At 67.8% G+C, this 26,905-nt stretch carries 25 protein-coding genes; 15 read left to right on the top strand and 10 right to left on the bottom strand.

The annotated features are described in order from the left end of the window. The first annotated feature begins 15 nt into the window (after nucleotides 1-15). From murI to QNO10_RS09680, 6 genes are all read left to right on the top strand, one after another. Nucleotides 16-1,014: a glutamate racemase gene (gene murI / locus QNO10_RS09705; protein WP_229950740.1), complete on the top strand. Its 999-nt coding sequence runs from the start codon at nucleotides 16-18 to the stop codon at nucleotides 1,012-1,014. After that, nucleotides 1,011-1,856, top strand: coding sequence for an MBL fold metallo-hydrolase (locus QNO10_RS09700; protein ID WP_229950743.1), 846 nt, complete (start codon nucleotides 1,011-1,013; stop codon nucleotides 1,854-1,856). The genes murI and QNO10_RS09700 overlap by 4 nt, the downstream gene beginning before the upstream one ends. A 60-nt stretch (nucleotides 1,857-1,916) precedes the next feature. After that, nucleotides 1,917-2,681: a ribonuclease PH gene (gene rph / locus QNO10_RS09695; protein ID WP_269437876.1), complete on the top strand. Its 765-nt coding sequence runs from the start codon at nucleotides 1,917-1,919 to the stop codon at nucleotides 2,679-2,681. Continuing rightward, on the top strand, nucleotides 2,682-3,326 hold the full coding sequence (rdgB, locus tag QNO10_RS09690; protein WP_229950745.1) for an RdgB/HAM1 family non-canonical purine NTP pyrophosphatase: 645 nt from the start codon (nucleotides 2,682-2,684) through the stop codon (nucleotides 3,324-3,326). It begins immediately after the preceding gene. Nucleotides 3,327-3,420: 94 nt separating this feature from the next. Then, nucleotides 3,421-4,122: a DedA family protein gene (locus tag QNO10_RS09685; protein WP_229950748.1), complete on the top strand. Its 702-nt coding sequence runs from the start codon at nucleotides 3,421-3,423 to the stop codon at nucleotides 4,120-4,122. Continuing rightward, a complete protein-coding gene (locus QNO10_RS09680) occupies nucleotides 4,115-5,131 on the top strand; it encodes a 3'-5' exonuclease (RefSeq protein WP_229950750.1) in 1,017 nt (338 codons plus the stop codon). Before QNO10_RS09685 ends, QNO10_RS09680 begins: the two co-directional genes overlap by 8 nt. Nucleotides 5,132-5,156: 25 nt before the next feature. Here QNO10_RS09680 and QNO10_RS09675 read toward each other — a convergent pair whose 3' ends face one another. Then, on the bottom strand, nucleotides 5,157-5,768 hold the full coding sequence (locus tag QNO10_RS09675) for a TetR family transcriptional regulator (protein ID WP_229950752.1): 612 nt from the start codon (nucleotides 5,766-5,768) through the stop codon (nucleotides 5,157-5,159). 126 nt (nucleotides 5,769-5,894) lie between these two features. Between QNO10_RS09675 and QNO10_RS09670 the strand changes: the two genes are divergently transcribed. Next, on the top strand, nucleotides 5,895-6,860 hold the full coding sequence (locus QNO10_RS09670; RefSeq protein WP_229950754.1) for an aldo/keto reductase: 966 nt from the start codon (nucleotides 5,895-5,897) through the stop codon (nucleotides 6,858-6,860). 16 nt (nucleotides 6,861-6,876) lie between these two features. Here the strand turns inward: QNO10_RS09670 and QNO10_RS09665 are convergent, their stop codons facing one another. Then, nucleotides 6,877-7,899: an ADP-ribosylglycohydrolase family protein gene (locus QNO10_RS09665; RefSeq protein ID WP_229950755.1), complete on the bottom strand. Its 1,023-nt coding sequence runs from the start codon at nucleotides 7,897-7,899 to the stop codon at nucleotides 6,877-6,879. 542 nt (nucleotides 7,900-8,441) lie between these two features. Here QNO10_RS09665 and QNO10_RS09660 point away from each other — a divergent pair. The 5 genes from QNO10_RS09660 to QNO10_RS09640 all read left to right on the top strand — a co-directional run bounded on the left by QNO10_RS09660 (nucleotide 8,442) and on the right by QNO10_RS09640 (nucleotide 15,572). Next, nucleotides 8,442-9,479 carry an aquaporin gene (locus QNO10_RS09660; protein WP_229950757.1) on the top strand — a complete coding sequence of 346 codons (1,038 nt, stop codon included), beginning with the start codon at nucleotides 8,442-8,444 and terminating at the stop codon, nucleotides 9,477-9,479. 103 nt (nucleotides 9,480-9,582) lie between these two features. Beyond that, nucleotides 9,583-10,740 (top strand): exonuclease SbcCD subunit D, encoded by a 1,158-nt coding sequence (locus QNO10_RS09655; protein ID WP_229950759.1) that lies wholly within the window; start codon nucleotides 9,583-9,585, stop codon nucleotides 10,738-10,740. Further along, complete coding sequence (locus tag QNO10_RS09650; protein ID WP_283995901.1) at nucleotides 10,737-13,829, top strand: AAA family ATPase; 3,093 nt, start codon at nucleotides 10,737-10,739, stop codon at nucleotides 13,827-13,829. Before QNO10_RS09655 ends, QNO10_RS09650 begins: the two co-directional genes overlap by 4 nt. 109 nt (nucleotides 13,830-13,938) lie before the next feature. Continuing rightward, nucleotides 13,939-15,330: an MFS transporter gene (locus tag QNO10_RS09645; protein ID WP_229950761.1), complete on the top strand. Its 1,392-nt coding sequence runs from the start codon at nucleotides 13,939-13,941 to the stop codon at nucleotides 15,328-15,330. An 80-nt stretch (nucleotides 15,331-15,410) separates the two neighbouring features. Further along, a complete protein-coding gene (locus QNO10_RS09640) occupies nucleotides 15,411-15,572 on the top strand; it encodes a hypothetical protein (protein ID WP_229950763.1) in 162 nt (53 codons plus the stop codon). A 95-nt stretch (nucleotides 15,573-15,667) separates the two neighbouring features. Here the strand turns inward: QNO10_RS09640 and QNO10_RS09635 are convergent, their stop codons facing one another. The 6 genes from QNO10_RS09635 to QNO10_RS09610 all read right to left on the bottom strand — a co-directional run bounded on the left by QNO10_RS09635 (nucleotide 15,668) and on the right by QNO10_RS09610 (nucleotide 21,638). Beyond that, complete coding sequence (locus QNO10_RS09635; RefSeq protein ID WP_229950765.1) at nucleotides 15,668-16,654, bottom strand: serine/threonine-protein kinase; 987 nt, start codon at nucleotides 16,652-16,654, stop codon at nucleotides 15,668-15,670. A 164-nt stretch (nucleotides 16,655-16,818) separates the two neighbouring features. Further along, a complete protein-coding gene (locus tag QNO10_RS09630) occupies nucleotides 16,819-17,628 on the bottom strand; it encodes an alpha/beta fold hydrolase (protein ID WP_229950766.1) in 810 nt (269 codons plus the stop codon). 3 nt (nucleotides 17,629-17,631) lie between these two features. After that, complete coding sequence (locus QNO10_RS09625) at nucleotides 17,632-17,961, bottom strand: biotin/lipoyl-containing protein (protein WP_229950768.1); 330 nt, start codon at nucleotides 17,959-17,961, stop codon at nucleotides 17,632-17,634. Beyond that, complete coding sequence (locus QNO10_RS09620) at nucleotides 17,954-18,919, bottom strand: alpha-ketoacid dehydrogenase subunit beta (RefSeq protein ID WP_229950850.1); 966 nt, start codon at nucleotides 18,917-18,919, stop codon at nucleotides 17,954-17,956. The genes QNO10_RS09625 and QNO10_RS09620 overlap by 8 nt, the downstream gene beginning before the upstream one ends. A 133-nt stretch (nucleotides 18,920-19,052) precedes the next feature. Continuing rightward, nucleotides 19,053-20,072: a thiamine pyrophosphate-dependent enzyme gene (locus tag QNO10_RS09615; protein WP_229950770.1), complete on the bottom strand. Its 1,020-nt coding sequence runs from the start codon at nucleotides 20,070-20,072 to the stop codon at nucleotides 19,053-19,055. 138 nt (nucleotides 20,073-20,210) lie between these two features. Beyond that, the gene (locus QNO10_RS09610) at nucleotides 20,211-21,638 is read right to left on the bottom strand and encodes an amino acid permease (protein ID WP_229950772.1); all 1,428 of its coding nucleotides are present in this window, start codon (nucleotides 21,636-21,638) and stop codon (nucleotides 20,211-20,213) included. A gap of 186 nt (nucleotides 21,639-21,824) precedes the next feature. Between QNO10_RS09610 and QNO10_RS09605 the strand changes: the two genes are divergently transcribed. The 3 genes from QNO10_RS09605 to QNO10_RS09595 all read left to right on the top strand — a co-directional run bounded on the left by QNO10_RS09605 (nucleotide 21,825) and on the right by QNO10_RS09595 (nucleotide 25,228). Then, nucleotides 21,825-22,301 carry an Lrp/AsnC family transcriptional regulator gene (locus QNO10_RS09605; protein ID WP_229950775.1) on the top strand — a complete coding sequence of 159 codons (477 nt, stop codon included), beginning with the start codon at nucleotides 21,825-21,827 and terminating at the stop codon, nucleotides 22,299-22,301. 81 nt (nucleotides 22,302-22,382) lie between these two features. Continuing rightward, entirely contained in the window at nucleotides 22,383-23,765 is a 1,383-nt protein-coding gene (locus tag QNO10_RS09600) for a M20/M25/M40 family metallo-hydrolase (RefSeq protein ID WP_229950777.1), read from the top strand. Next, nucleotides 23,765-25,228: an MFS transporter gene (locus tag QNO10_RS09595; protein ID WP_229950778.1), complete on the top strand. Its 1,464-nt coding sequence runs from the start codon at nucleotides 23,765-23,767 to the stop codon at nucleotides 25,226-25,228. The genes QNO10_RS09600 and QNO10_RS09595 overlap by 1 nt, the downstream gene beginning before the upstream one ends. Here QNO10_RS09595 and QNO10_RS09590 read toward each other — a convergent pair. Both QNO10_RS09590 and QNO10_RS09585 read right to left on the bottom strand, forming a co-directional pair. Next, complete coding sequence (locus QNO10_RS09590) at nucleotides 25,225-25,692, bottom strand: MarR family winged helix-turn-helix transcriptional regulator (RefSeq protein WP_229950780.1); 468 nt, start codon at nucleotides 25,690-25,692, stop codon at nucleotides 25,225-25,227. The two genes, QNO10_RS09595 and QNO10_RS09590, sit on opposite strands and share 4 nt — an antisense overlap. A 9-nt stretch (nucleotides 25,693-25,701) precedes the next feature. Further along, nucleotides 25,702-26,814 carry a CE1758 family FMN-dependent luciferase-like monooxygenase gene (locus QNO10_RS09585; protein WP_229950782.1) on the bottom strand — a complete coding sequence of 371 codons (1,113 nt, stop codon included), beginning with the start codon at nucleotides 26,812-26,814 and terminating at the stop codon, nucleotides 25,702-25,704. Between the last annotated feature and the right edge of the window lie 91 nt (nucleotides 26,815-26,905).

Genomic DNA, 26,905 nt, shown 5'->3' with positions numbered 1-26,905 from the left:
TATTGTCGTTACATTATGAGTTCGAACCCGGTCAGCCCCTCCGCACATCCACTGCCGGCGTTCCACGAAGCCGTGCGGGTCAAGGACCCGGACGCGCCGATCGGAATCTTTGACTCCGGCGTCGGCGGGCTGACTGTGGCACGCGCGGTCCTGGACCAATTGCCCCACGAAGCCATCATGTACGTGGGTGACACCGCCAACGGTCCCTACGGGCCGCTGCCGATCGCCGAAGTCCGGGCCAAGGCGCTCGGCGTGATGGACGAACTGGTGGATTCCGGCGTCAAACTCCTGGTTATAGCGTGCAACTCCGCCTCGGCCGCCGTGCTGCGTGACGCCCGCGAACGCTACACGCGGCGGTACGGCATTCCGGTCATCGAAGTCATCCAGCCGGCCGTCCGCCGGGCGGTGGCCGCCACCCGCACCGGGCGGATCGGCGTGATCGGCACTGCCGCCACGGTCGGCTCGCGCGCCTATGACGACACCTTTGCCGCCGCCCCGCACCTGCAGGTGTCCTCGGTGGCCTGCCCGGCCTTCGTGGAGTTCGTCGAAGCCGGCATCACCTCCGGGCCGGACGTGCTGGCCACAGCGGAGGAATACCTCGCTCCGCTGAAGGCCCGCGACGTAGACACCCTCGTCCTCGGCTGCACCCACTACCCGCTGCTTACCGGCGTGATCTCCTATGTGATGGGCGACGGCGTCACGCTGGTCTCCAGTGCCGAGGAGACCGCCAAGGACGTATACCGCGCGCTGATCTCCCACGGGATTGAACGGCGCTCCCAGGCGGCCCCCCGGCACACGTTTGTGGCCACCGGCGACTCGGCCTCCTTCGAACTGCTGGCCCGCCGTTTCCTGGGGCCGGAAGTCCTCAGCGTGCAGCAGGTTGAACACGTGGCAGCGCATTACCCGACGGGCAGCATGGCGAGGGTGACCCCAGAAATGATTGCCTCCGCCAGGGCAGACGCCCCCGAACGCATGGAGGCGCCCACCAGTGCCGCCTGGAACGGCACCTCATGAAACTGACCATTGTGGGCTGCAGCGGCTCCTTCCCCGGCCCGGCCTCGCCGGCGTCGTGCTATCTCGTGACCGCCAACGACGGCGTCCGTGACTGGCGGATCCTGCTGGACCTGGGCAACGGGTCGCTGGGATCCCTGCAGCGCTACATGGACCTGCGGGACATTGACGCTGTCCTGCTGACCCACCTGCACCCGGACCACTGCATGGACCTGTGCGGCCTGCACGTGGCCGTGCACTGGGACCCGTCCGGCTGGAACCGCGACCGGATCAAGGTCTGGGGTCCGGCCGCCACCGCGGACCGGATGGCCACGGCCTACGGCCTGGAGCTGGATCCGGGAATGCATGATGACTTCGAGTTTGCCAACTGGACCGCGGGCAGCCCGGTGCAGATCGGACCGTTCACCGTCACCCCCTACCCGGTGCGGCATCCAGCCGAGGAGGCCTACGCCCTGCGGGTGGAGGCCCGCACCCTGGACGCGGCGGGCGAACCGGTGCTCCGGACGCTGGCTTATTCCGGGGACACCGACTCCTGCCCCGGGCTGGAGGAAGCGGCCCGGAATACCGACGTCTTCTTATGCGAAGCCGCCTTCCACGAGGGCCGCGATGACGCGATTGAAGGGGTGCACCTCACCGGACGGCGGGCCGGCGAAGCGGCCACCGCGGCGGATGCCCGGCGGCTGCTCCTCACGCATCTGCCCGTCTGGAACGATGCGAGCATCAGTGTTTCGGAAGCACGCGAAACCTACAGCGGAGACCTGGCGGTGGCCGTCGCGGGAGTCTCCTACGACGTCGGCACCCCCTTCGCCGAGCCGCTCGCGGTGCAGAGGGCACGCAGCCTCTAGCCGCTCCGGCACGTCCACGGCGGAACGGGCTCCCGCCGGACCCGGCGATAGACTGAACCCATGACTACAGTCCCCACCCCTGCCCCGTCCGCCGACATCCTGCGTGCCGACGGGCGTACCCCGGACCAGCTGCGCAGCATCACGATCACCCGCGGCTGGTCGAAGCAGGCCGAAGGTTCGGCCCTGATCGAGTTCGGCAATACCCGCGTGCTGTGCACCGCCTCGTTGACTCCCGGCGTGCCGCGCTGGCTCAAGGGCGAGGGCAAGGGCTGGGTCACCGCCGAATACGCGATGCTTCCGAGGGCCACCAACACCCGTAACGACCGCGAGTCGGTCAAGGGCAAGCTTGGCGGACGTACCCACGAAATCTCCCGGCTGATCGGACGCTCGCTGCGTTCGATCATCGATACCAAGGCCCTGGGCGAGAACACCATTGTCCTGGACTGCGACGTGCTGCAGGCCGACGGCGGAACCCGGACCGCCGCGATCACGGGTGCCTACGTCGCCCTCGCCGACGCCGTGGCCTGGGCCAAGGAAAACAAGCTCATTGCCCGCAACGCCTCTCCGCTGCTGGACACCGTGGCTGCCATCAGCGTGGGGATCATCGACGGAGTTCCGATGCTGGACCTGCCGTATGTCGAGGACGTCCGGGCGGAAACCGACATGAACGTAGTAGTCACCGGATCCGGCAAGTTCGTTGAGGTCCAGGGCACCGCCGAGGGCGCTCCGTTCGACCGGGCGGAACTCGATGCCCTGCTTGACCTCGCCCTGCAGGGAACCGCCGAGCTGGCCGCGATCCAGCGGCAGACCCTGGGCGCGGCGTAGATGACTCAGCCTTCCGCCCGCCTGGTCCTGGCCACCCGCAACCCGGGGAAGCTGCGCGAACTGCGGGAACTGCTGCGCGGCCAGGTCCCCGGGCTCGACGTCGACACACAGGTGATCGATGCTGCGGCCGCAGGGGTTCCCGACGTCGCCGAAACCGGCGTGACCTTTGAAGCGAATGCGCTGCTGAAGGCCCATGCGGTGGCTGCTGCCACCGGACTGCCTGCGGTGGCGGACGATTCGGGGCTGGCCGTGGACGTCCTTGGGGGAGCGCCGGGTATTTTCTCCGCGCGCTGGTCCGGCCGGCACGGCGACGACGCCGCGAACCTTGAGCTGCTCCTGGCCCAGCTGGCGGACATTTCCGCCGAGCACCGGGGAGCCGCTTTTGTCTGCGCCGCTGCCCTGGCGCTGCCCGGCGGCTGCGAGACCGTGGAGCGCGGTGAACTGCGCGGAACCCTGCTGGAATCGCCGAGGGGCGCGGGTGGCTTCGGCTACGATCCGATCCTGCAGCCGGCCGGGCTGGACCGCAGCTGCGCGGAACTGACCGGTGCGGAAAAGAACGCCATCAGCCACCGCGGCCAGGCGTTCCGCGCCCTGCTGCCGGCCATTGTCCTCGCGCTGGCGGATGGGACTCCGCGCGTTTCCTGACCGCGGCCCGGTTGTGTGATGTGTCCCAAACACGCCGGGCAACGCGGCTCCGATTCTTCCGCGCCGGGGGGCCTAGGGCAGAATTGAGCGCGAGATGACTATTACACAAGCCGTTACCCCAGCCACCTCCGTAGCCGCAGCGCAAAGCTCCGGCGATCCCTCAGCCCTCGGGGGTGTGGCGGACTGGGCGGTCGGCATGATGGAAACCATCGGTGCTCCCGGCGCAGGGCTGGCCATCGCCCTCGAAAACCTTTTTCCCCCGCTGCCGAGCGAAATCATTCTCCCGCTGGCCGGATTCACCGCCAGCCAGGGCAACTTCTCGATCATCGCCGCACTGTTCTGGACGACGCTGGGGTCCGTCGTCGGTGCCTTGGCGCTCTACGCACTGGGCGCCTTGCTGGGCCGCAACCGGATGCGCCGGCTGGTCGCGAAGGTTCCGCTGGTGGACCTGGAAGACGTGGACAAGGTTGAAGCCTGGTTCGGGCGGCACGGCAACAAGGCAGTGTTCTTCGGCCGGATGATTCCGTTGTTCCGCAGCCTCATTTCCATTCCTGCGGGGATCGAGCGGATGCCGGTGCTGACCTTCACGGCCCTGACCACGGCCGGAAGCCTGATTTGGAACGCGATCTTCATCGCGGCCGGCTACTACCTGGGCGAAAGCTGGCACATCGTCGAACAGTACGCCGGGATCTTCCAGAAAATAGTCATCGTTGCAGTGCTCGTTGCAGCCGTATGGTTTGTGGCCGCCAAGATCCGGAGTTCGCGGCAGAAGCGTGCAGCCCGCCAAAATGCCTGACACGGGACTTAGCTTTACCGCAATAGATTTCGAAACAGCCAACGGTTTCCGCGGTTCGCCCTGCTCCGTGGGACTCGTCCGGGTCCGCGGCGGCCAGGTCGTCGAGGAAGCATCCTGGCTGATGCGGCCCCCGGAGGGCCATGACTATTTCGACCCGCGCAATGTCCGGATCCACGGGATCGAACCCGGAATGGTGGCGGGAGCTCCGCGGTTCGGTGAGCTCTTTCCGGAGATCGGCGCCTTTATCGGCGACGACCTGCTGGTGGCGCACAATGCAGCCTTTGACCTGGGCGTCATCCGCTCCGCCTTGGAAGTCTCAGAGCTGGCAGGACCGGCCTACGACTACACCTGCACGGTGGTCCACTCACGGCGCACGTACCAGCTGCCCTCACATTCGCTGCCGTTCGCGGCGGAAGCCGCCGGGGTGCCCCTGCTGAACCACCACGACGCCACCGAGGACGCGCGTGCCTGTGCCGGGATCATGATCGATATTGCCCGCCGCAGCGGTGCACAGTCCATGCCGGAGTTCTTCCTGCGCGACGGCCGGCCTGCATCCCACCTGCCCGCCTATGTGCCGGGGCAGCACCCGCTTTCCAAAGCGACCCGGGACGCCCTGGCCCGGGGCACCGGGACCCCCGCTGCGGCAGCCGGCGCGTGGGAGGGCTGGCCGTCCGAGGGGGAGAACCCGCCGCCGAATCCGCTGGCGGATCCTGCCCATCCGCTGTTCGGACAAACGGTTGTCTTCACTGGAAACCTGGGTATGGCCCGGCAGACCGCCAAGGACCGGGCCGCCGAGGTCGGTGCCCGCACGGCCAGCAACGTCACGCGTGCCACCAGCGTCCTGGTGGTGGGGGACGGCTTTGAGCCCGGAGACCTGCGCAGCGGGCGGTTGACCGGCAAGGCCCGGCGCGTCCTGGACCTGCACGAACGCGGCCAGCGCATCGAAGTGCTCTCGGAGGCGGAATTCCTGCAGACCCTCGGTGGAATCTGGCCCCGGGCCTCGCAGTAGCGGCACGCCCGGGCTGTCCGTACAGCTAGTCGACCAGTGTTGTGGGTTTCAGGAGCCTGAAGGCTTCATCGAGCAAAACCCGGTGGGTCGCAGCACCGTTGCGGTGCACCAGTTCGGCTGAGGAGACGTCGAGGCAGGTCAGCGCACACAGGGTGATTGCCCGTGCACGATACTGCCGTTCCGCTTCGGGGCCGGCCAGGGCGGTGGCGACCAGCGGCACAAGAACCGTCATCCAGGCCAGGTGCTTCTCCGTGTTCCGCGCGCGCAGACAAGGCGTGTTGATCATTACCCTCGTTGCACGCAGGGTCCGTTCAGGGTCCGCTTCCACTGTCTCGACGACCGGCTCAAACCCCGCCCGCAGGGCCTGCCATACCGGCATCGTTTCCAGGCTTTCGGCAAGGCGCTCTCGAACGGGCTCGCCGTAGAGCATGGGGTCGCCGAGAACCACGTCCTCTTTGGAGGCGAAGTAGCGGAAGAAGCTCCGGGGTGACATGCAGGCCGCTGCCGCGATCTGATCGACGGTGGTCTCGTCGAAACCCTGTTCGTCGAACATCACCAGGGCAACCTCAGCGATCTGCTGACGCACGGTATCGCGTGTGCGCTGCCTCAACCCCATGCCATCAGTACCTGCACTCATAGGTCGAGGATACAAGGCGAAATGCATCCGCCGCCCTTATTGACAGTGACTGACACAAAGGGCATAGACTGCACGCACGTTTGGGGGCGTCCTGGGCGCCGCCCGGTCCACACCTGAGGAGACATGATGCAGACACGCACAATGGGCACACAAGGCCTGGCCACGTCCGCGATCGGCTACGGCTCGATGGGAATCTCGGATTTTTACGGTCCCGGCGACGAGCAGGAGGGTATTGCCGCCATCCGGAAAGCGCATGAGCTGGGTGTGACGCTCTTTGACACAGCTGAAATGTATGGCTGGGGTGCGAACGAGGAAATCGTCGGCCGGGCCGTCAGGTCCTTCCGTGACGACGTCGTCATCGCCACGAAGTTTGGATTCAGGGCACCCGATTTCAGCCTCGACAGCAGCCCGGAACACATCCGCGAGGTCGTCGAAAACAGCCTGCAGCGTCTCGGGGTGGACCACATTGATGTGCTTTACCAGCACAGGGTGGACCCCAACGTCCCCATCGAGGACGTCGCCGGCACCGTGAAGGAGTTTATCGATGCCGGCAAAGTGAAGTACTTCGGTCTCAGTGAAGCCGGCCCGGAGACCATCCGCCGCGCCCATGCCGTCCAGCCCGTCTCGGTCCTTCAGACCGAGTACTCCCTCTTCGAACGTGAAGTGGAGGTGCTGTTCCCGGTCCTGAACGAGCTGGGCATCGGCTTCGTTCCGTACTCGCCGCTCGGGCGCGGGTTCCTCACCGGCAGCGCCAAACCGGCCTCCGAGTACGACGAGACCGACATGCGCCGCGCCGACCCCCGCTGGCAGCCCGGCAACTTCGAGAAGAACGTCGACGCCACACGCCAGCTGACTGAACTTGCCGCTTCCAAGGACGCCACGGTCGCTCAGCTGGCCCTCGCCTGGCTGCTCGCGCAGGGGGAACACATCGTCCCGATCCCCGGCACGCGCAGCGCCAAGCGCGTCGAGGAAAACGTCGGTGCCGCCAACCTCGCGCTCACCGAAACCGATCTCGCCCGGATCAAAGAGATCCTTCCGGAGGGAGGGTTCGGCTCCCGCTACCCCGAGGGTCTGCGGCCGACCTGGACGTAGGCAGCTGGCCCCCCGGCTAGGGTGCGATCGTGGCGGCGATGAACCCCGAAGCGAGTTTCTCGATGACGCTGCGTTCGCGCAGGGCATCCAGGCCGGCCTCGGGCAGCGAACCGAACCTGGTGCCCAACAGGCTTCCCGACACGATGGCGGCAGGTGCTCCTCCGGCGGCGGCAGCTTGTTGGACGGCTGCGGTTGTTGCGGCGGCCCGGTCCTCTGACGGTCCCTGCGCGTCCTTTTCAGCCGCGAGGGCTGCACGGAGCCCGGTCAGCAGGGCATCCTCCGCCGTGTGTCCCGCTCCGTCCGTACCCGTGGGTCCTGCGGGGGAGTTCAGTACCGCCTGCACCTGTCCGGCGAGTTCGACAGCTCCGTTTGCGTTGGCGTGTTTCAGGGCTGCTTCTGTGGTGCTGCGGAGCGTTGCCCCTGAAGCCAGCAGGCCGTGGATCATGGAGGCGAAGACAGCGGCGCTGTGCCGGGCAGAGGAGTGACCGTGCGTCAGCGATGCGGCGTCCAGGGCGAGTTTGTAGACGGTCTCGGTCTCAACGTAGGGCAGCAGCCCAAACGGGGCCGAACGAACCAACGCAGCCGGAGTATTGACACCGGTATTGACCGGACGCTGCCGGGTGCCCATTTCCCCTGTGGACAGTGCGGCAAGGACATCGGCGTCCAGGCCGGACTGGCTGCCGTCTGCAGCTGCCTGCAGAAGCGGTTCGGAATCAATCGGCCGGGGCAGCGGGGACGGGCCGGACTCGGGAAGGGGCAGCCCCTGGCCGCGCATCCAACGCAGATAGGCCAGCCAAAGGCACGCCGTCTCGTCGGCGCCGACTCCCTCGTTCGCCCATTCAATGGCCTCGAGCAGTCCGTCGAGGGAGTAGAGCGCAAGCTGCGTGTTGGCGGAGATGGAGGTGCCGGCTCCAGTCGGGCTCCCGGCGGCCGTTGCCGCAGCATCACCCAACGCGCCCCCGAGGAGGCAGCCGCGGATCTTTGCGGCCAAATCGGCGGCGGACGGGGAAACAGGGGCGGGGCGGGGATCGTTGCTCACTCTTCCAGCATAGGTGCCGGGCGGATGCAGGCCGGAGGAGCAGGGTTGCCGTGCGGCAGCAGCACGGTGTCCCACCCGGCGGGACGGGAGTGCCCTCCTGTGGTCCCGCGGGCATCAGCAGCACCACCGGGTGGGATGCTGTGTCCGGCAATGATCCGCGGCAGCACGGAGTCCCACGGGGTGGGAAGGGAGTGCCCTCCCGTGGTCCCACGGGCATCAGCAGCACCACCCGGTGGGATGCTGTGTCCGGCAATGATCCGCGGCAGCACGGCGTCCCATGGGGTGGGACGGGAGTGCCCTCCTGTGGTCCCACATGCTGTGTCGAAAAGGTGTCCAGGGCATACCCCGGCTGAGGACTCAGGCCGTGCAATTCACGCTGCGCACAGATCAAACTCAGGGAGTTCACAGGCTGCGCTGACACGGTGGGGTAGTTTGTTGTGAGTCCGGCATGGTCGCTACCGCCCATATCGCAGTACCGGCCATGTCCCTATCGGCGACCGAGTATCCGTTGCCACCATCCACACGTTAGGAATTCCTCTTTCATGTCATCTGAGTCCTTACCACTCAGCGGTGCCCGGGCTGTTGCCCCCGCCCGCGGCGCAGCACCTGCGAACGGTGGCCACACTTACGGGCTGGTCGGTCGGTCGGTAGCTGAGGCGATCGGTTCGTTCCTGCTTCTCTTCGTCGGCATCGGGATTGCCATCTTCGGCAGCAGCACCGGCGGCGGTATTACGTCGCCGCTGGCGTTCGGCCTGGCCCTTGCGGCCGCAATGGTCGCGTTCGGTTACGTTTCGGGCGGCCACTTCAACCCCGCGATCACCCTCGGCAGCGCCGTCGCCGGACGTACGCCCTGGAAGTTCGTCCTGCCGTACATCGTCGCCCAGCTGGTCGGTGCCGGACTCGGCGTCGCGATCCTGTGGGTCGTCATCACCGGCCACGAGCAGATCGGTGAGCAGGCACGGCAGTTCATGAGCGGTACGGCCAACGGCTACGGTGAGCACTCCGTGAACCTCTTCCCGCTGGCCAGCGCGCTGCTGATGGAGGTCATCGCCGGTGCACTGCTGGCAGCTGTCTTCCTCGGCGCAGCATCCCGCCGCCCGGGTACGGACGCCCGCCGGTCCCTCGCCGTCAAGGGCGCTTTCGCCGTCGGCGTGACCTATGCGGTCCTGCTGACTGTGCTTGCTCCCGTCACCAACGGCGGCATCAACCCCGCCCGTTCCACCGCCGTCGCATTCTTCGCTGAAGGATGGGCCCTGGAGCAGCTTTGGCTGTTCTGGGTGGCACCGCTGCTGGGCGCCGTCATCGCCGGCCTGATCTTCCGCAGCGTCGACATGACCGTCGACGCCCACCGCAGCGACGCCGTCGTTACCGATGACGCCGCCGCTGCCGCGGACACCACGCCGGCCGTTGAGAACGACGCCGCCGCCAAGCCGGCAGCCAAGCCGGCCAAGTCCGCCGTCGCTGACTCCAGCAAGCCGGAGCCCGTCGTGGACGAGGAAGCCCGCGGCTTCTTCGACAAGCCCGGCACCGGTACCGGCACTGCCCGTCCCGAGGACGGCACGCCGGGCAACCGCGCCTAGAACGATCCTGGTCCGGCTTTAGCTAGCAGGACACCCGGGGGCAGTGGCACACGCCGCTGCCCCCGATCCGTTAACTGTCGGAGCCGGGCTGTAGTTTTGAAACATGCGTTTACTGCACACTTCAGACTGGCACCTGGGCAGGTCCTTCCACGGCGTCGGAATGCTCGATGCCCAGGCTGATTTCATCGACCGGCTCGTGGACACTGTCCGGGAACAGCGGATAGATGCCGTCCTGATTGCCGGTGACGTGTATGACCGGGCGCTTCCAGCGGTGGACACCGTACGCCTGCTGGATTCCGCCCTGGCACGCATCACCGGCGCGGGCGCAGCAGTCGTGCTGTCCAGCGGCAACCATGATTCCGCGGCCCGGCTCGGTTTCGGCAGTGCGCTGTTTGAACGTGCCGGCGTCCACCTGAGGACCCGGTATGAGGACATTGCCCGGCCGGTGATCCTGCCCCTGGAAGGCAGGCCCGTGGCCGTCTACGGCATCCCGTTCCTGGAACCGCGGCTCGCCGCCGGGGAGCTCGGCGTCGAACTCCCCAACCATTTCTCCGTCACCGAAGCCGCCGTGCAGCGGATCCGCAAAGACATCCTGGCCCGGGAGCAGGCCGGCGCACCCGTTTCCTCGGTGGTGCTGGCCCACACCTTCGCCAGCGGCGGCATCAGCAGCGACAGCGAACGCGACCTTGCCGTGGGCGGCCTGGGCGCCGTGCCGCTGGATCTCTTCGAGGAGTTCTCCTACACCGCCCTGGGCCATCTCCACGGCCGCCAGCAACTCAGCCCCACAGTGCGCTACAGCGGCTCTCCGCTGCCCTATTCCTTCTCGGAGGCGCGCCAGGCCAAGGGCGGCTGGCTCCTGGAGTTCGACGGCGGCGGCCTCGTCTCCGTGGAACCGGTCACCTGGCCGGTGCAGCGCAGGCTGGCCGTGCTGCGCGGAAAACTGGAGGAGCTGCTCGCTGACCCGGGCCTGGCAGACGCGGAGGACGCGTACTGCCAGGTGACCCTGACGGACGCCCAGCGTCCGGCGAAGGCCATGGAACTGCTGCGCCGCAGGTTCCCCGACACCCTGGTGCTGGCCTTTGACCCGGAGGGCGGCACCCGCGGACCGGCGCAGACCTACAGCCAACGGCTGGCCAAGGCCACCGACGATCTGGATGTCTGCTGCGGCTTCCTTGAACATGTCCGCTCGCGCAGTGCGGCGGATGCGGAAAAAGACCTCTTCATTGAAATCCTGGACAAGGTCCGCGAGGCTGCACAGTGAGAATCCACCGGTTGGAAATGCAGGCCTTCGGCCCCTTCGCGGACCGGCAGACCATCGACTTTGATGAACTCGGCGCCCACGGTCTCTTCCTGCTGAACGGGCCCACGGGTGCCGGCAAGACCAGCGTGCTCGATGCCATCTGCTTCGCCCTCTACGGGACTGTTCCGGGCGCCCGCCAGCAGGGGCGCCGGCTGCGCAGCGACCACGCCGGACCGGACACCGCACCGGAGGTCGTCTGCGAGTTCAGTTCCGGTGTGCGGCGTTTCGAAGTTGTCCGCAGCCCCCAGTGGGAGCGTCCGGCCAAGCGGTCCGGCGGGAAAAGCACTGTGACCGAGCAGGCCAAGACCCTGCTGCGCGAATTTGTCGACGGCGCCTGGGTTCAGAAGTCCTCCCGCAATGACGAAGCGGCGGCGGAAATCACCGAACTGCTCGGAATGAACCGGGAGCAGTTCACCCGGGTCGTCATGCTGCCGCAGGGGGATTTCGCCGCCTTCCTCCGCGCTGACGCAGCCTCCCGCGAGCAGCTTCTGCAGCAGCTGTTCGGAACCTCCAGGTTCGAAGACATTGAACGCCGTCTCAAGGTGGAGCTGATCGAAGCCACCGAGCGTTTCGACGCCGCGCAGGAGGAGTCCGAGCATGTGCTGCGCCGTGCCCGCGACGAAATCCGCCGCTACCGCGATGAGCTGACGGCCGGATCGCAGCAGGCCGACCCCGCCGACACGGCTGACACAGTAGAAGCAGCTGACACGGCCGGAACGGATGAGGCCGAAACGGAGATAGCGCAGTTCCGGGCCGAACTGGACTCCCGGAGCGCAGCTGCCCGCAAGGAGCTCGCCGAGCTGCGGACGGCGCGGGAACGTGCGGAGAAGCACCTGCAGGAATTGGAGCATCTGAGGGCCCGCGGCCTTGCCCTCCAGCAGCTGGTCCGGGAGGAAGCCCAGCACGCCGCCCTGGAAGCGGACATTGACCCGCAGCGGGCAGCACTGGCAACCCACACAGCCGCGTCCCTGCTGGCAGGATCCGTACGGGCAGCCGACGCAGCCACCCGGCGGGCGGAAAACCGGCGTGCCGCGGCTTCGGCAACGCTGAAGGACCTGGCCGGTCACCGGATGGCTGCTGCCTACAGTGCGCTCCCGGAGGGCGGAACCGGTCTGCCGGAGGGGCTGGAGGCACTGATCGGCGCGGACCTGGCAGCCGCCCGCGCCGCATTGGAGGATGAGGAACGGACCTCGGCCCTGCTCGCCCGCGCCGCGGCGGAGACGGATGCCGCGGAGGCTTTCCGGGTGCAGGCGGCCGACACCGCCGGAAAACTGGATTCCCTGCGGGCGGAAGAATCCACACTGGCAGGCGAAGCAGCCGCACTGGAACGGCTCGCGGAAGGTGAATCGCGGGCCGAGACCGCCCTGGCCGCTGCGGAAGAACTGGTGGCAACCATCAGCGGTTACGCCTTGGCCAACGAGCGGGCGGAGGCAGCCGAAAAGACAGCCGCCGACGCCCGCCAGGAATACCAGGACCGCCGTCAGGCGTGGCAGGACCTGCTGCAGGCCAGACTGGACCAGGCCGCGGCCGAACTGGCGCAGCAGCTGGCCGACGGGGAGCCCTGCCCGGTCTGCGGCGCCGCGGAGCATCCCCGCCCGGCAGCCCTTCCCGACGGCGAAGCGCCGGTGACGCGGGAAGCCGAGCAGGAAGCCAAGGAACGTGCCGGCAAGGCAGAGGCTGCCTACGACGACGCACGGCGCCTGGCCGGGACGGCGGCCGAGGAAGCAGCGGCGCTGCGGGCCCGCGGCGGCGAGGGAGACATGGGCCAGGCCCAGGAACAGCTCGATGCTGCCCGGGCTGACGTGGAAAGCGCCCGCGCCGCAGTCCGGTCACTGGCGCAGGCCAGCCGGCGCCTGGCGGCAATTGCGACGGAACTTGCGGCTGCTGAAACAGCCCGTTCCGAGGCACTTATCGCCGCCGCCCAAGCCGATTCCCGTGCCGGGGCAGCCCGGGAGCAGGCCGCAGACCTGGCGGACCGCACGGCGGCGGCACTGAGCGGTTTCGGCAGCATCAGTGAACGGGTCCAGGCCCTGACAGCGTTTGCGCAGCTGGCCGCAGCAGCCCGGGAAGCAGCCGGGGCGGCGGACACCGCTGACGAGGAAGCTGCCCGGGCAACCGCTGAACTGGAGACTGAACTGACCGGCACCGCGTTCGGATCCGCGGCAGAGGTTTCTGCCGCCTTGCTGGATCCCGGAACCGCCGACGCCTACGCCTCGGCGGTCGCGGAGTGGGAAGAGCAGGGCAGGAGGCTGCAGCTGCGGAGGGAAGCCCAGGCTGCCGCCGGACCCGAGGACGCAGCGGGGGAGCCGCTGGCCGTGCCGGATGAGGAAGACGTGGCCGAAGCAGCGGAACAGGCCGCGGCGGCACGGAAGGCACAGGAAGAAGCGGCCCTGCTCGTCCGGCTGCTGGAAGGCTCGGCCATCCGGCTCGCGGAGTATTCGGCGGAACTGGTGGAGGCGCTTGAACGCACAGCGCCCCTGCGAGCCCGCCGGGACCTGCTGCAATCAGTCACGGACACTGCCCGGGGCGGGGGAGAGAACGAATACAAGATGACGCTGAGCACCTACGTCCTCGCCGCCCGGCTGGAGCAGGTGGCGGCCGCGGCCACGGAACGGCTCGCCGCAATGACGGGCGGCAGGTACGCGCTGGTGCACAGCGATTCCAAGTCCGGAAACCGCAAGGCAGGCCTGGGCCTGCATGTCACGGACGAATGGACCGGCCAGCGGCGGGACACCTCCACCCTGTCCGGCGGCGAAAGCTTCATGGCCTCGCTGGCCCTTGCCCTGGGCCTGGCCGACGTGGTCCAGCAGGAAGCCGGGGGCGTGAATATCGAGACCCTGTTTGTGGACGAAGGTTTCGGCAGCCTCGACGAGCAGTCCCTGGAACAGGTCATGGACGCGCTTGAGGGACTGCGCGACGGCGGCCGCGTCGTCGGTTTGGTCAGCCATGTGGCCGAAATGAAACAGCGGATCCCGGCGCAGCTCCAGATCCTGAAGGGCCGAAGCGGGTCCACGGTCCGCTACAGCGCCGGGGACGTGCTGGTCGGGTGAAACCCGGGTTAGGTCGAGCGGCGGGGCGTGGGTAAAATCGACGGGTACTAGGGTCGGGCACACCGGGAGGGGGGACGGTGTGCGGTTCGACGTACCTGGATACCGCACCATGACCCACAACAACACTTCCCCCACCCCGGCCGTCACCGCTGCCGCGGCCACCGCAGCCGCAGACACTGCAGTTCACGAGGCCTCAGCACATAACGCCGCAGCGCCGGCACCATCCTCACCGGGCGGCCGCTACCAGGCGATCTTCGCACTGGCCGGCAAGTCCTTCTTCCCCGTCGCCTTCCTCGCACGGCTGCCCCTGGCCATGCTCACGGTCGGTGCACTTACCCTCATCACCGAAGTTTCCGGCTCCTACGCCCTCGGCGGCCTCGCCGCCGGCGGTGTGGGTATCGGTTCGGCCGTGGGCGCCCCGCTGCTGGGCTACCTCGCCGACCGGATCGGACAGCGTCCCGTCCTGCTGGGCACCGCCGTCCTGAACCCCGTAGCCATCGGTCTGTTCCTGCTCTCAGCGGCACTGCTGGACCCCTCCGACGGTCCGCTCTGGATGCTGGCCGCGGCCCTGTTTATGGGCATCTCCTGCCCGCAGGTCGGACCCATGGCACGCGTCCGCTGGATGGCCATGACCGCACGCCGGCCGCAGGGACGCGAAATGGATACGGCCCTCGCATACGAAGGCACAGCAGATGAACTGACCTTCGTGCTGGGCCCGGCCCTCGTGGGCCTCCTCGCGGCCGCCGTCGCCCCCTGGATGCCGCTGGCCCTCGCCGCGGTGCTGACCGCGAGCATGGTGACTGCGTTTGCCGTGCACCGCACCGTGGAGCACGTGGTTCCCGCAGCCCGCCGGGCCAGGACTTCCCGCAAGGGTGTGGCTCCCGCCGCCGGACAGGCAGACGATACGGCCCCGGTGAACCGTCCGCAGTGGCTGGTCATCATGGTTCCTGTGCTGGGCATGGTCGCCATGGGATCGTTCTTCGGTTCCACCCAGACCAGCCTGACGGCATTTGCCGGCAGCTTCGGCGTCGCCTCGTCGGCCGGCCTGATCTACGCCGTCATGGCACTCAGCTCCGCCGTCGCAGCCCTTTCCGTCGCCTTCTGGCCCGAGCGTTTCGGGACGGCCGGCCGGTGGGTGCTGTGCGCCGCTGCCATGACCGCATTCACTCTCCTGCTTTTCCTGCCCGCGGATATCGGCACCATGGTTGTGGTGCTGCTGGTCCTGGGCATCCCGGTAGGCCCGACCATGGTGAGCATCTTCGGTATCGGCGCCATTGTGGCACCCCGTGAACTGATGGGTACCGTCATGACCATGCTGGCCAGCGGCGTCGTCACCGGTACCGCGCTTGGTTCGTCCGTAGCCGGACGGCTGGCGGACTCCCATGGCTACAGCCACGCCTTTATGGTGCCGACGGCGTCCGCCGCGGCCCTTCTGGTCCTGAGCCTGGTTGCCGTCCGCGCAGCGTCGCGGAACGCGTCCCGGAAACAAGCGCAGGCCTGAACCGTCCGCAGGTGTTGGCTGCGCCACGGTTGGCCTAGTATCGATAAGTAGGCCAGCGAGCATCACAAAGGAGAAACACCATGGGAAACAAGGAATCCGGCCGCGAAGATCAGCCGAAGACCGGTTCGCAGGGCCCGGACGGCACCATCCCCCAGAGTGAGGATGGAATCGCGGCCGCGAGCACCGAGGAACCCTCGAACTTTGAGCCCGAAGAGGACGACGCGGCCGACGACGGCAAATAGGCGTCCCTGTTCGGCGCACGGAATGCTCCAGGCAAGAAAAAACGGATCGGCCCCTCGGGACCGATCCGTTTTTGCGTTGGCTTTATCGAAAGCGCCTACCCCAGGCTGGGGGCATGCGCCGGCGGAGCCGGAATGTAGATGTTCCCTGTGGTCACGCCGCCCGTGGCGGGTTCGCCGGTGACCGGCTGGCTGTCCGCTGAGCTGTCCGGGGTGCCGTCCTGCGGCGGAGCCGCCATTCCGGGACCGTCCAGCAGGAGGGCTTCGGAAGCGAGGGAGCGAAGCGCCACCGCCACGTCGTGGATCTCGGGGCGTGCATCAACCAGACGGGACGTCATGGCACGCAGGATGTCAGTCCAGTCGGAATCCACCCATTCGGGGATCTCGGGGTCCCGGAGCAGGCGTGCCACGGCGGCTTCCACAATGGGGCCGGGGAACGCCTTTTCGCCGGTGAGGCACTCCAGGAGCACCAGGCCCAGGGAGTACACATCGGTGCGCGGTTCCACGGCGGCGCCCTGCGCCTGTTCCGGGCTCAGGTAATTGGCTGTTCCGATGGTGGCGCCGTGGGCCGTGGCGACGGTGGCCTCAACCATCCGGGCGATCCCGAAGTCCGTGAGCCGCGGATACAGCCGGGTGTCTTTGTCTTCCTGGGGGAACAGCAGGATGTTCGCGGGTTTTACGTCACGGTGGATGACTCCGTTGCTGTGCACGTAGCTCAGTGCGTCGGCCACGTCCGCGCCGAGCGTTGCCGTGGCGGTTGAGGAGAGCGGACCCTCTTTGAGCTTCCCGCGCAGGTCCGGCCCGTCAACGAGTTCCATCACGAGGTAGCTGGACGTCCGGCCTTCGGAGTCAACGGTGACTCCGGCGTCCAGGAGCGTCACGAGGCCGGGGTGGGTCAAGGTTGCCAGCAGCTGCATCTCGGTCTGCTGGCGGCGTGCTTCGTCGTCTCCGTGGATCCCGGCACCGAAAATCTTGACGGCGACTTCCCGCCCGAGGTTCTGGTCCACTGCCCGGTACACCGATGCGGCACCGCCGGACCCTATGAGTTCGGTGGTGCGGTAGCGGTGCCCAAGGAGTACATCCACGGGTGTCCTCCTAGAGGGGTAAACGGTGAAGCAGGAAGAGAGCCTGAAACAATCAGTACGCTGATCAATCTCAGGCTAGCCCACCAGCGGTCCCATCTTAGCGCCCGGATCTGCGTGTCGGCGGCAAAATCCGGCGTATGTGACCAAGCTGTAACCTCCGGGCGTCAGCCGTTCAGGAACTCCAGGGCGGCGTTCTTGAACGCCCGTGAGGTCACGGCGTTGGTGTGGGTGCGGGCAGGAAGCTGCACCAGTTCGGCGGAACCGCTCAGGGCGGCCAGTTCCGGTGCCGTGACCGCCAGCGCGTCCCGGTCCCCGGCGACCAGCAGCAGCGGCATGGCCGGCACGGCCGCGGCGGGGGAGAAGGGCTCCTCCTTGATGGCTTCGATCATCCGGAACAGGGCGGTCAGGCGGTTCTGCGGGACCAGTTGTGCCATCCGCAGCAGTTCGGCGGTGCCGGGATCCGCCACGGGTGCCCCGCCGGCCGCCGCTTCCCGGGCGGCGTCCAGGTCGAAGTCGGCCAGCGGGTCGCCGCTGCCCGGCCCGCCCAGCACCATGCGGTGCACCAGTTCGGGCTGGGTCGCCCCGAATTCCCAGGCGAGCCTGGAGCCGAGCGAATAGCCGATGATGTCCAGGCCGCTGGCGGGATCGTTGTCCGTGAGAGGGGATACCCCGGCGTCCTGCAGCACCTGCAGCAGGTCCGCCCGGATGCGGCTTGGACGGTAGGAATCAAGGTCGTCCGGGGCGGCACTGCCGCCGTGGCCGGGAAGATCCACCGTGATGACGCGCCGGCCGGCGGCGGTCAGGGCGGGGATCCACCCCGAGGTCTGCCAGTTCAGCTCCGAGCTGGAGGCAAAGCCGTGCAGCAGCAGCACCGGCCGCAGGGCACCCACGGCACCCGTACCGCCGTCGGGCCCGGTGATCTCCACCAGCAGGTGCGGGTTGGTGCCTTCCACCACGGAACCCGGGCCGGCCACCGCCTAGTCCTCGTCCGGAACGGCGGTCAGGCGGACCCGGCGCCGGGCCGGTGCCTCCGAGGGGACCGTGCCGACGATGCCGGCCGTGTTGTCCGGCACTTCGAAGACGATCAGCGGCTCGCCCACGTTGATTTTTTCACCGGGTTCGCCGTACGTGCGTGCCACGCGTCCGGCCTGCGGGGACGGCAGCTCAACAGCGGATTTGGAGGTTTCCACCTCCACGAGCGGCTGGTTGCGTTCCACCTGATCGCCCTCGGCCACCAGCCATTCCAGCACGGTCGCTTCGATGAGGCCTTCGCCGAGGTCGGGAAGGGGGAAGGGGATTTCAGCCACGCCGGTACTCCAATACTCGCTGGATTCCGAACAGGATGCGGTCGATGTTCGGAATGTATTCGTCTTCAAGATCGCCTGAGGGATACGGTACGTCGAATCCCGTGACCCGCCCAACCGGTGCGCGCAGGGTGTCGAAGCAGCGTTCGGTGATCAGGGCGGCCACCTCGGCGCCCAGGCCGGAGGTCAGCGGCGCTTCATGGACGACGACGGCGCGCCGGGTCCGTGCCACCGAGGCCGCCAGTCCGTCGGCGTCGATCGGCTTCAGCCAGCGCAGGTCCAGGACCTCCACCTCGATCCCGTCCTCGGCAGCCAGTTCGGCCACGGCGAGGCAGCGGGCCACCATGGCACCCCACGCCACCAGCGTGACGTGTTTGCCCGGGCGGACCACCTTGGCGCCCTCCAGGGGGCCGGCGTCGTCAAGGGCCACGTCGCCCTTCTGCCAGTACCGGGACTTCGGTTCCATGAAGATGACCGGGTCCGGACGTGCCACGGAGTGCTTCAGCAGGTGGTAGGCCTCATGCGGGCTGGACGGTGAGACCACCTTGAGTCCCGGCACATGGGCGAACAGCGCTTCGAGGGATTCGCCGTGGTGTTCGGGGGCGCGGATGCCGCCGAAGCTGGGCACCCGCAGGGTCACCGGCATCGGCAGGGTGCCGCGGCTGCGGTAGTTCATCCGGGCCAGCTGGGTGATGATCTGGTTCACGGCCGGGTAGGCGAAGCCGTCGAACTGCACTTCGGGAATGGGGCGGAAACCGGCCATCGCCAGTCCCACCGACATGCCGAGGATGCCGGATTCAGCTAACGGGGTGTCAAAGACGCGGTCGGCGCCGAAGCGCTGCTGCAGGCCGTCGGTGATGCGGAAGACGCCGCCGAGCCGTCCCACGTCCTCACCCAGGACCACGGCTTTGGGATCCTCCGCCAGGATTTCGGCCAGGGCGCGGTTCAGGGCCGCCTGCATCGACAGGTTTTCCACCCGTCCTGCGCCGTCCGCGGGGGAGGGGACCGGACCGGACCGGGCCTGCCCGGCGTTCCGCGCGGCGGCTTCCAGGTCAGAGGAGGGGACGGCGTCGACCGCCGTGGTGCTTTGCTGATCAGACATGTTCGGATTCCTCCCGCCAGGCGCGGGCCTGGGCCTTCAGTGCTTCGGTGGGTTCGGCGAAAACGAAGTCGAACATTTCGGATCCGGGCCTGGTTCCCAGCTGCATAACCCCTTCGCGGACGCGGTCGGCATTGGCGTTGGCGTCCTGCAGCGCGGTGTCGAGGAAGCCGCGGTCCGCGATTCCCTCGGCCAGGAGCCGGTCGGCGAGCAGCTGGACCGGGTCGGCGCCGGCGTCGCGGCGCTCCTCCTCCAGGCTGCGGTACCTGCCCGGGTCGTCACTGGTGGAGTGCGGGCCGCGGCGGTAGGTCATGGCCTCGATCAGCACGGGTCCGTGCCCCGCGCGGGCATGCGCGGCGGCCTCGCGGGTGGCGAGGACGACGGCGGCGGCGTCGTTGCCGTCCACCGTGATGGCTTTGATGCCGTACCCGGCGGCACGGGCGGCGACGGTGCCGCCGGCCACCTGGGCCTCGGTGGGCAGCGAAATGGCCCAGCAGTTGTTCTGGACAAAGAAAATGACCGGTGCTTTCAGCACGCCGGCGAAGTTCATCGCTTCATGGACATCGCCCTGCGAGCTCGCGCCGTCGCCGAAATAGGTCAGGGCGACGCCGCGCGTGCCGGAGAGGGTCTGGCCGTGTGCCCAGCCCACGGCGTGCAGCACTGATCCGCCGACCACTGCCTGGATCGGAGCAAGCCGGGTCTGCACCGGATCGTAAAGGCCGCCGTGCCAGCTGGCCTTGTGGGTGGACATATAGGCGGTCATGTCCACGCCCATGGTCAGGGCAACCCCCATTTCCCGGTAGGTGGGGAAAACGAAGTCCAGTTCGGGGTCCATGGCGAAAGCGCTGCCCACCTGGGCGGCTTCCTGGCCCAGTTCCGGGGCGTAGCCGGGGATGATGCCCTGGCGCTGCCAGGCGATTGCGGCGAGGTCCAGCTGCCGGACGGCGGTGACCAGGCGGTAAAGCTGCCGGAGTTCCTCCGCGGGCAGGGCCGCAGGTTGCAGATTATTGTCCATAGTCCGCAACCTAGTGCCTTGCGCCACAGTGGGCAAACAGCATCAGGAACATGACACAGTCTGTACAAATGTGTCGGTCAGCCGGCACCTGGGCTTGGCAGTTTGCCTAAGGCATGCTCCGGGCCGGACCCCGCCCGGCTATGCCGCCGGGTTGCGGGGCGAGGTGCGGGCCTTGGCGGCGCTTCGGCGCTCGAAGGACCAGGCCAGCAGCACCAGCAGCGCGCTCAGCGCCGCCGTCGCCAGGAGCTGGACGCGGACGTCGGGATCGAAGAACCCGAGAATGACAATGCCCGCCAGCAGGGCGAGGGCGAAGTAGGAGAGCCAGGGGAAGGCCCACATCTTGAAGCTGAGTTCGACGCCGGCCGCTTCCGCGCGCTTGCGCAGGATGATCTGCGAAACGATGGAGATGCCCCAGACCACCAGGCAGGTGGAACCGACGGTGTTGAGCAGGATCATCAGCACCGTCTCGGGGTAAAGGTAGTTCAGCACCACGGCAATAAAGCCGAAGACCACTGACGCCAGCACCGCGCGGCGCGGCACCCCTCCGGACCCGAGCCGGCCCAGGGCTGCCGGTGCCCGGCCGCGCTCGCCCAGGGAGTAGATCATCCGGGACGCGCCGTACAGGTTCGCATTCATGGCGGACAGCAGCGCAATGACGATCACGACGGCCATGACCGTGTCCGCGCCGGGTACCTGGGCGGCGTGCAGGACGGCCACGAAGGGGCCGGTGCTGAGGGCTTCGCTGTCCCAGGGCAGCACGGTGACCATCACCAGGACGGAGCCGATGTAGAAGACCAGGATCCGCCAGATGACCGAGTTGATGGCCCCGGCAATGTTCTTGGACGGCTCTTCGGTGTCCGCCGCCGCGATGGTGATGATCTCGGTGCCGCCGAAGGCGAACACCACCAGCAGCAGGCCCGAGGCCACGCCGGTCAGCCCGTTGGGCATAAAGCCGCCGTTGCCGAAGAGGTTGGAGGTGCCCGGTGACGGGACACCGGGCAGCAGGCCGGCCACGAAGGCAACGCCGACGCCCAGGAAGATAATGATTGCCGCAACCTTGAGGATCGCGAACCAGTACTCGAATTCACCCAGGCTGGCAGCCCCGGCCAGGTTGACGGCGGTAAACACGATGATGAAGGCAAGGGCCAGCACCCACTGTTCGACGCCGGGAACCAGGGAGGCGACGATGGCGGCAGCGGCCGTGGCCTCCGCGGCTATGACGATCACGATCTGGAACCACCACATCCACCCGACAGTGGTGCCGGCCGTACGTCCCAGGGCTTTCTCCGCATACACGGAAAACGCCCCGCTGCTGGGGTCGGCCGCAGCCATCTCGCCCATCATGCGCATGATGAGAATCACCATGGTTCCGGCGATCAGGAAGGAGATCAGCACGGCGGGACCGGCTGCTGCAATGCCTTCCCCGGAGCCCACGAAGAGGCCGGTGCCGATGGCACTGCCCAGGCTCATCAGGACGAGGTGCCTCGGCTGCATCTTCCGCGTACCGGACGGTTCCCCCGCCGGAAGTGCAGTATCAGCGCTGGACGGGCGGGTGGAACTGGGCATAACGGGAGAGGCCTTAGAACGAACGGATTGGCTGCCGGTGGGTCCGCCGGCAGGCCGGGGAAGCCGCTGCGGAAATGTACACCTGATTCCATCTTAAGGCCGCTTTGTGTGTGCCCGGTTCCGGTGGACATCCGTGCTGCCTCTACAATTTGTACACTGCCTGTGCTTAGTCCCGGAAAGGACCCCATGCCCACCGACGCGCTGGACGCCCGTATCGTCACCCTGTTCACCGACAACCCCCGGATGTCGGTGCTGGAGGCCTCGCGCCGGCTCTCAGTCGCCCGGGCCACGGTGCAGGCACGCCTGGACCGGATGCAGGAAACAGGCGTCATCGCCGGCTGGGGTCCGCGGATCGACGCCGAGGCGCTGGGCTACGACGTCGTCGCCTACTGCTCGCTCACCATCCGCCAGGACACCGGCCATGACGCCGTGGTCGCGGCGCTGTCCCGGATTCCGGAAATCCAGGAGGTGCATACCGTGTCGGGGGAGAGCGACCTGCTGGCCCGGGTTGCCGCGCGGTCCAATTCGGACCTGCAGCGGGTGATCGACGCGATCGTGGCCACCAACACCGTCCTGCGGACCTCCTCGGTCATTGTGCTGAACACGCACTTCCAGGGGCGGATGCTGCCGCTGCTGCACGCTGCGGCAGCCCCGGAGGCCTGACCCGCCACGAGTTGGTTACTCCTCAGTAACATTCCTTCCACGGCTGACTGTGACCCACGGCACTCCGGTTACACTCGCCCCATGCTTACCACCCCCGCGCCGTCCGCGGCCCTCCTTGGCCGGATGGCCGCCCCCAAGCTTGCCCGGCTCCTGACCTGCCGCACTGTCTCTTCGCGGGTGCCCGGGGAGGTGGAGACGGACCAGTTCGAGGCCTTCATCGCCGCGCTGCCTGAACTCTTTCCACGTGTTTCCGCTGCCCTGCAGCTGGAACGGGTCAACGGCTTCGGGCTGCTGTACCGCTGGCCCGGGCAAGCCGCGGCGGAGCCTGCCGCGGGCGCGGCGGACGGCCGGGGTCCCACGGTGCTGATGGCCCACTATGACGTGGTCCCCGTGGAGGACCCGGACCGGTGGGACTATCCGCCGTTCGCCGGCACGGTCACGGAGACCACCATCGAGGGCCGCGGCGCCCTCGATGACAAGGGCGCACTGGCCGCCGTCATGGAAGCGGCCGAACAGCTCCTCGCCGAGGGGTTCGCACCGGCGGCGGATATCTACTTTTCCTTCGGCGACAACGAGGAGACGGCCGGCGACACGGCTGCTGCTGCGGCTGCCCTGCTCGCTGAACGCGGCATCCGTCCCTGGCTGGTGCTGGACGAAGGGGGTGCGGTGGCCTCCGGCGCGTTCCCCTTCGTCTCTGTACCGCTCGCCGTCGTCGGCGTTTCCGAAAAAGGCATCCTCGACGTCGAACTGGCGGTGGAGGACGCCGGCGGGCATGCGTCCACGCCGCACCGGATGGGCGCGACGGCGCGGCTGGCCCGTGCGGTTGTCCGCCTGGACCAACGCCCGTTCCCGGCATCCCTGCCGGACGTCAGCGTGGACATGATCCAGCGGCTGTCCGCGGCAGCGCCGCTGCTGCCGCGCCTGGTGCTGGGCAACGCAGCCCGTCTGCGGGGTGTGCTGACCCGGGTGTTCGGCCTCCTTGGCGGGGAACCCAATGCGATGACCCGCACCACCGTCGCCGTGACCCAGCTGCGGGGGAGCAAGGGATCCAACGTCCTGGCCACGCGGGCCACTGCCAACGCCAATATCCGGGTGGCCGTGGGGGAGACGGTGGAATCGACGGTGGCGCGTCTGCGGTCGATTATCCGTGACCCCAAGGTGAGCCTGCGCGTGGTCGAGGGCAACGAGCCTTCTCCGGTCTCCGCGACGGACAACGCCCAGTTCGCCCTGCTCTCGGACACCATCAAGGGCTGCTTCCCGGACGCTGTTCCGGTGCCGTACATCATGCTGGGCGGAACCGACGCGCGCCGCTTCACCTCCATCTGCGACGCCGTGTACCGGTTCGCCCCGTTCCGTATGAGTGCTGCGGACCGGGCCAGCATCCACGCCGACAACGAACGGCTCGGCATTGAGACCTTCGGCGAAGGCATCCTCTTCTACAAGTCGCTGATGGGTGGGCTCTGATGCCCGCGCCCTCCGCGTCCGGGCTACGCATGATCGGTCCCCTCGTGTGGTTCCTGGTGCTGGTGGAAATCACCAGCGGTATCCTGCAGGGCTACTACACGCCGCTGCTCACCGACATTGCCCGGCACCTGGAGATCGACGACGGCGACGTCAACTGGTTTGAATCCGCCCAGCTGATGCTCAGTGCGCTGGCAGTACCGATCCTGGCTAAACTCGGCGACATCTACGGGCACAAACGCATCCTGCTGGCCGCTACGGTCCTGACGGCTGCAGCGTCCTGGGGGGTGGCCTTCGCCCCGGATTTCTGGACCTTCCTGGCGGCGTGGTCGTTCCAGGGCTTCTACGTGGTCTGGCTGCCGATGGAGATCGCCCTGATCTTCAGCCGGCTGCGGCACGCGCCGGACCGTGCGGTCCTCACCCGCAAGGCGGCGGGCCTGCTGGTCGGCGCCCTTGAGCTGGGGGTGATCGGCGGAGCCCTGCTGGGCGGGGTCCTGGTGGAGCACCTCCCGCTGTGGCTGACGCTGTGCCTGCCCGCGGCCGCGGTGACCCTGTGCATCTTCGCGGTGTACTTCGGGGTACCCGAATCCACCGCTTTGGACGGCGGCACCGTGGACCGCACCGGGTTCGTGCTGCTGGCTGCCGGGCTGCTGCTGCTGACCTCCGGCTTGACCTTCCTGCGGATCAACGGCCCGGAGACCTGGTGGGTATGGGCCGTCCTGGCCGTCGGTGCCGCAGCGTTCATTCCCTTTGTCCGGTATGAACTGGGGCAGAAGGACCCGCTGGTGGACTTCCGGATGCTGCGGAGCCCGTCCATGTGGCCGGTCCAGCTCACCGCGGGGCTGTTCGGCATTTCGGTCCTTGGTGCCCAGGCGCCCATGTCCACGTTTGCCCGCACCGATCCGGGACTGCACGGCTACGGGCTGGGACTGGCGGCCTCGCAGGTGTCCATCATCATCGGTACCTACGTCTTCGCCCTGCTTCTAGGTGCGCTGCTCTTCCCCCTGGCGGCCCGGCGGACCACTCCGCGGAACACGCTGGTGGGGGCATCGCTCCTGGTGGGCATCGGGTACGGCCTCTTCCTGCCCTTCCACGACACGCTGCCGCAGGCCCTGGTGAACATGGTGGTGGCCGGGCTCGGTTCCGGGGCGCTGGTGGCCGCGCTTCCCTCGGCTGCTGCCGCCGCGGCGCCTTTGAACCGGACCGGCATGGCGACCGGGCTGACCAACACCACCAAGACCATCGGCGGGTCCTTCGCCTCGGCGGTCTTCGGGATCGCGCTGGCCGGCGCGGCAGCTGACGCGCTCTCGGGCGGAGCCGCGGACGCCGGGACGGTGGCCCCGCTGCAGGGTTACCTGACGGTCTGGGCCGTGTGTTCCGTGACGGCGTTTATCGCGGCGGCTGTCCTGCTGCTGGTGCCCAGGCTCGCGTTTGCCGACCCACCGCTGACGGAGGCGGCTGCCTAGTCCCCGCTCGGGTCCGCCAGGCTCGCCAGGACCTTGTCCGTAAGTTCCTTCAGCTGCGCCAGTTCCGCACTGTCCAGGGCCGGTGCCAGCAGTTTCTGGATGCCGCGTACGTGGATACGGCCCAGGCGGCGCTGGACGGCCCGTCCCTCATCGGTGAGCGAGAGTTCCACGCCGCGCTGGTCCTGCTCGGCCGGGCGGCGCTGCACCAGTCCCCGGGCCTGGAGCCGGTCCACCATCCGGCTCAGGCTGGGCTGGCTGATGAGCAGATGTTCATTGAGCTCGTTCAGCCGGGTCCAGCCCCCGGGGCAACGGGTCAGGTTAAACAGGACGTCGTACTCCCGCATGGTGAGTTCCCGGAATTCCGGGTCCCGCTGCAGGCGCCGCATCACGCCCACCTGGACGCGGAACAGCGACTCCCATGTTTCGGCGGCCTGTTTCGCGGTGACGTCGTCTGTGGGGTGCATCGTTCCAGCCTACTGAACCGCAGCGGAGGCCGACGCCGTGCCGGCCGCCGCAGCGCGGGCGGCGACGCGCGCTGCATGGGTGGGACCCTCCGGAACGTCCTGCGGGCGGCGCGAATCGAATTCCTTCCGAAGCTCGGGCAGCACGTATTCGCCGAAGAGGTCCAGCTGCTCGAGGACGGTCTTGAGCGGCAGCCCGGCGTGGTCGATAAGGAAAAGCTGGCGCTGGTAGTCACCGAAGTACTCCTGGAAACTCAGGGTCTTCTCCAGCACTTCCTGCGGGCTTCCCACGGTCAGCGGAGTCTGCGCCGTGAAGTCCTCCATGGACGGACCGTGTCCGTAGACGGGCGCATTGTCGAAGTACGGGCGGAACTCGTTGACGGCGTCCTGGGAGTTTTTCCGCATAAAGAACTGGCCGCCCAGGCCCACTATGGCCTGGTCCGCGCGGCCGTGCCCGTAGTGCTCGTAACGCTCGCGGTACAGGCCGATGAGCTGCATGTAGTGCTCCTTCGGCCAGAAGATGTTGTTGGCGAAGAACCCGTCGCCGAAGTAGGCGGCGATCTCGGCGACCTGCGGCGTACGGATGGAGCCATGCCAGACGAACGGGGCGACGCCGTCGAGCGGCCGCGGCGTAGCCGTGAAGTTGCGCAGGGGAGTGCGGAACTTGCCCTCCCAGTTCACGGTGTCCTTGTCCCAGAGCTGGCGGAGCAGGTTGTAGTTCTCCACGGTCAGTTCCACCGAGTCCTGCGGATCCTTGCCGAACCAGGGATACACCGGTGCAGTGTTGCCCCGGCCCAGGACCAGGTCCACGCGGCCGTCCGCCAGGTGCTGGAGCATGGCGAAGTCCTCGGCGATCTTGACCGGATCATTGGTCGTGATCAGCGTGGTGGTGGTGGAGAGGATGATGCGCTCGGTCTGGGCGGCAATGTAGCCCAGCAGCGTGGTGGGGGAGCTGGCATAGAAGGGCGGGTTGTGGTGCTCGCCGGTGGCATAGACGTCCATGCCGATCTCTTCGACCTTGCGGGCAATGGCCACCGCGGCCTTGATCCGCTCAGCCTCGGTGGGGACGAGCCCGGTGACGGGATCCCGGGTGATATCGCTGACGCTGAAGACACCGATCTGCATGCTGGCCTCCGGAGGGGGGTTGGAAGTTTCTTCAAGTATATGCAAATGCATATACCTTCCCTAACCGCCGGCGGCGGAGGTTCATTCCCGG

The organism is Arthrobacter sp. zg-Y919 (genome assembly GCF_030142045.1).
Taxonomy (GTDB): Bacteria; Actinomycetota; Actinomycetes; order Actinomycetales; family Micrococcaceae; genus Arthrobacter_B.
This window is presented reverse-complemented; position numbering and strand designations above follow the sequence as displayed.

Coding starts and splice junctions, on each gene's coding strand:
- QNO10_RS09660 (WP_229950757.1), top strand. CDS start 8,442: ATGTCATCTGAGTCCTTACCACTCAGCGGTGCCCGGGCTGTTGCCCCC.
- QNO10_RS09685 (WP_229950748.1), top strand. CDS start 3,421: ATGACTATTACACAAGCCGTTACCCCAGCCACCTCCGTAGCCGCAGCG.
- QNO10_RS09615 (WP_229950770.1), bottom strand. CDS start 20,072: ATGGACAATAATCTGCAACCTGCGGCCCTGCCCGCGGAGGAACTCCGG.
- QNO10_RS09700 (WP_229950743.1), top strand. CDS start 1,011: ATGAAACTGACCATTGTGGGCTGCAGCGGCTCCTTCCCCGGCCCGGCC.
- QNO10_RS09670 (WP_229950754.1), top strand. CDS start 5,895: ATGCAGACACGCACAATGGGCACACAAGGCCTGGCCACGTCCGCGATC.
- QNO10_RS09620 (WP_229950850.1), bottom strand. CDS start 18,919: ATGCAGGCGGCCCTGAACCGCGCCCTGGCCGAAATCCTGGCGGAGGAT.
- QNO10_RS09645 (WP_229950761.1), top strand. CDS start 13,939: ATGACCCACAACAACACTTCCCCCACCCCGGCCGTCACCGCTGCCGCG.
- rdgB (WP_229950745.1), top strand. CDS start 2,682: ATGACTCAGCCTTCCGCCCGCCTGGTCCTGGCCACCCGCAACCCGGGG.
- QNO10_RS09585 (WP_229950782.1), bottom strand. CDS start 26,814: ATGCAGATCGGTGTCTTCAGCGTCAGCGATATCACCCGGGATCCCGTC.
- murI (WP_229950740.1), top strand. CDS start 16: ATGAGTTCGAACCCGGTCAGCCCCTCCGCACATCCACTGCCGGCGTTC.
- QNO10_RS09655 (WP_229950759.1), top strand. CDS start 9,583: ATGCGTTTACTGCACACTTCAGACTGGCACCTGGGCAGGTCCTTCCAC.
- QNO10_RS09590 (WP_229950780.1), bottom strand. CDS start 25,692: ATGCACCCCACAGACGACGTCACCGCGAAACAGGCCGCCGAAACATGG.
- QNO10_RS09600 (WP_229950777.1), top strand. CDS start 22,383: ATGCTTACCACCCCCGCGCCGTCCGCGGCCCTCCTTGGCCGGATGGCC.
- QNO10_RS09595 (WP_229950778.1), top strand. CDS start 23,765: ATGCCCGCGCCCTCCGCGTCCGGGCTACGCATGATCGGTCCCCTCGTG.
- QNO10_RS09680 (WP_229950750.1), top strand. CDS start 4,115: ATGCCTGACACGGGACTTAGCTTTACCGCAATAGATTTCGAAACAGCC.
- QNO10_RS09675 (WP_229950752.1), bottom strand. CDS start 5,768: ATGAGTGCAGGTACTGATGGCATGGGGTTGAGGCAGCGCACACGCGAT.
- QNO10_RS09610 (WP_229950772.1), bottom strand. CDS start 21,638: ATGCCCAGTTCCACCCGCCCGTCCAGCGCTGATACTGCACTTCCGGCG.
- QNO10_RS09640 (WP_229950763.1), top strand. CDS start 15,411: ATGGGAAACAAGGAATCCGGCCGCGAAGATCAGCCGAAGACCGGTTCG.
- QNO10_RS09605 (WP_229950775.1), top strand. CDS start 21,825: ATGCCCACCGACGCGCTGGACGCCCGTATCGTCACCCTGTTCACCGAC.
- rph (WP_269437876.1), top strand. CDS start 1,917: ATGACTACAGTCCCCACCCCTGCCCCGTCCGCCGACATCCTGCGTGCC.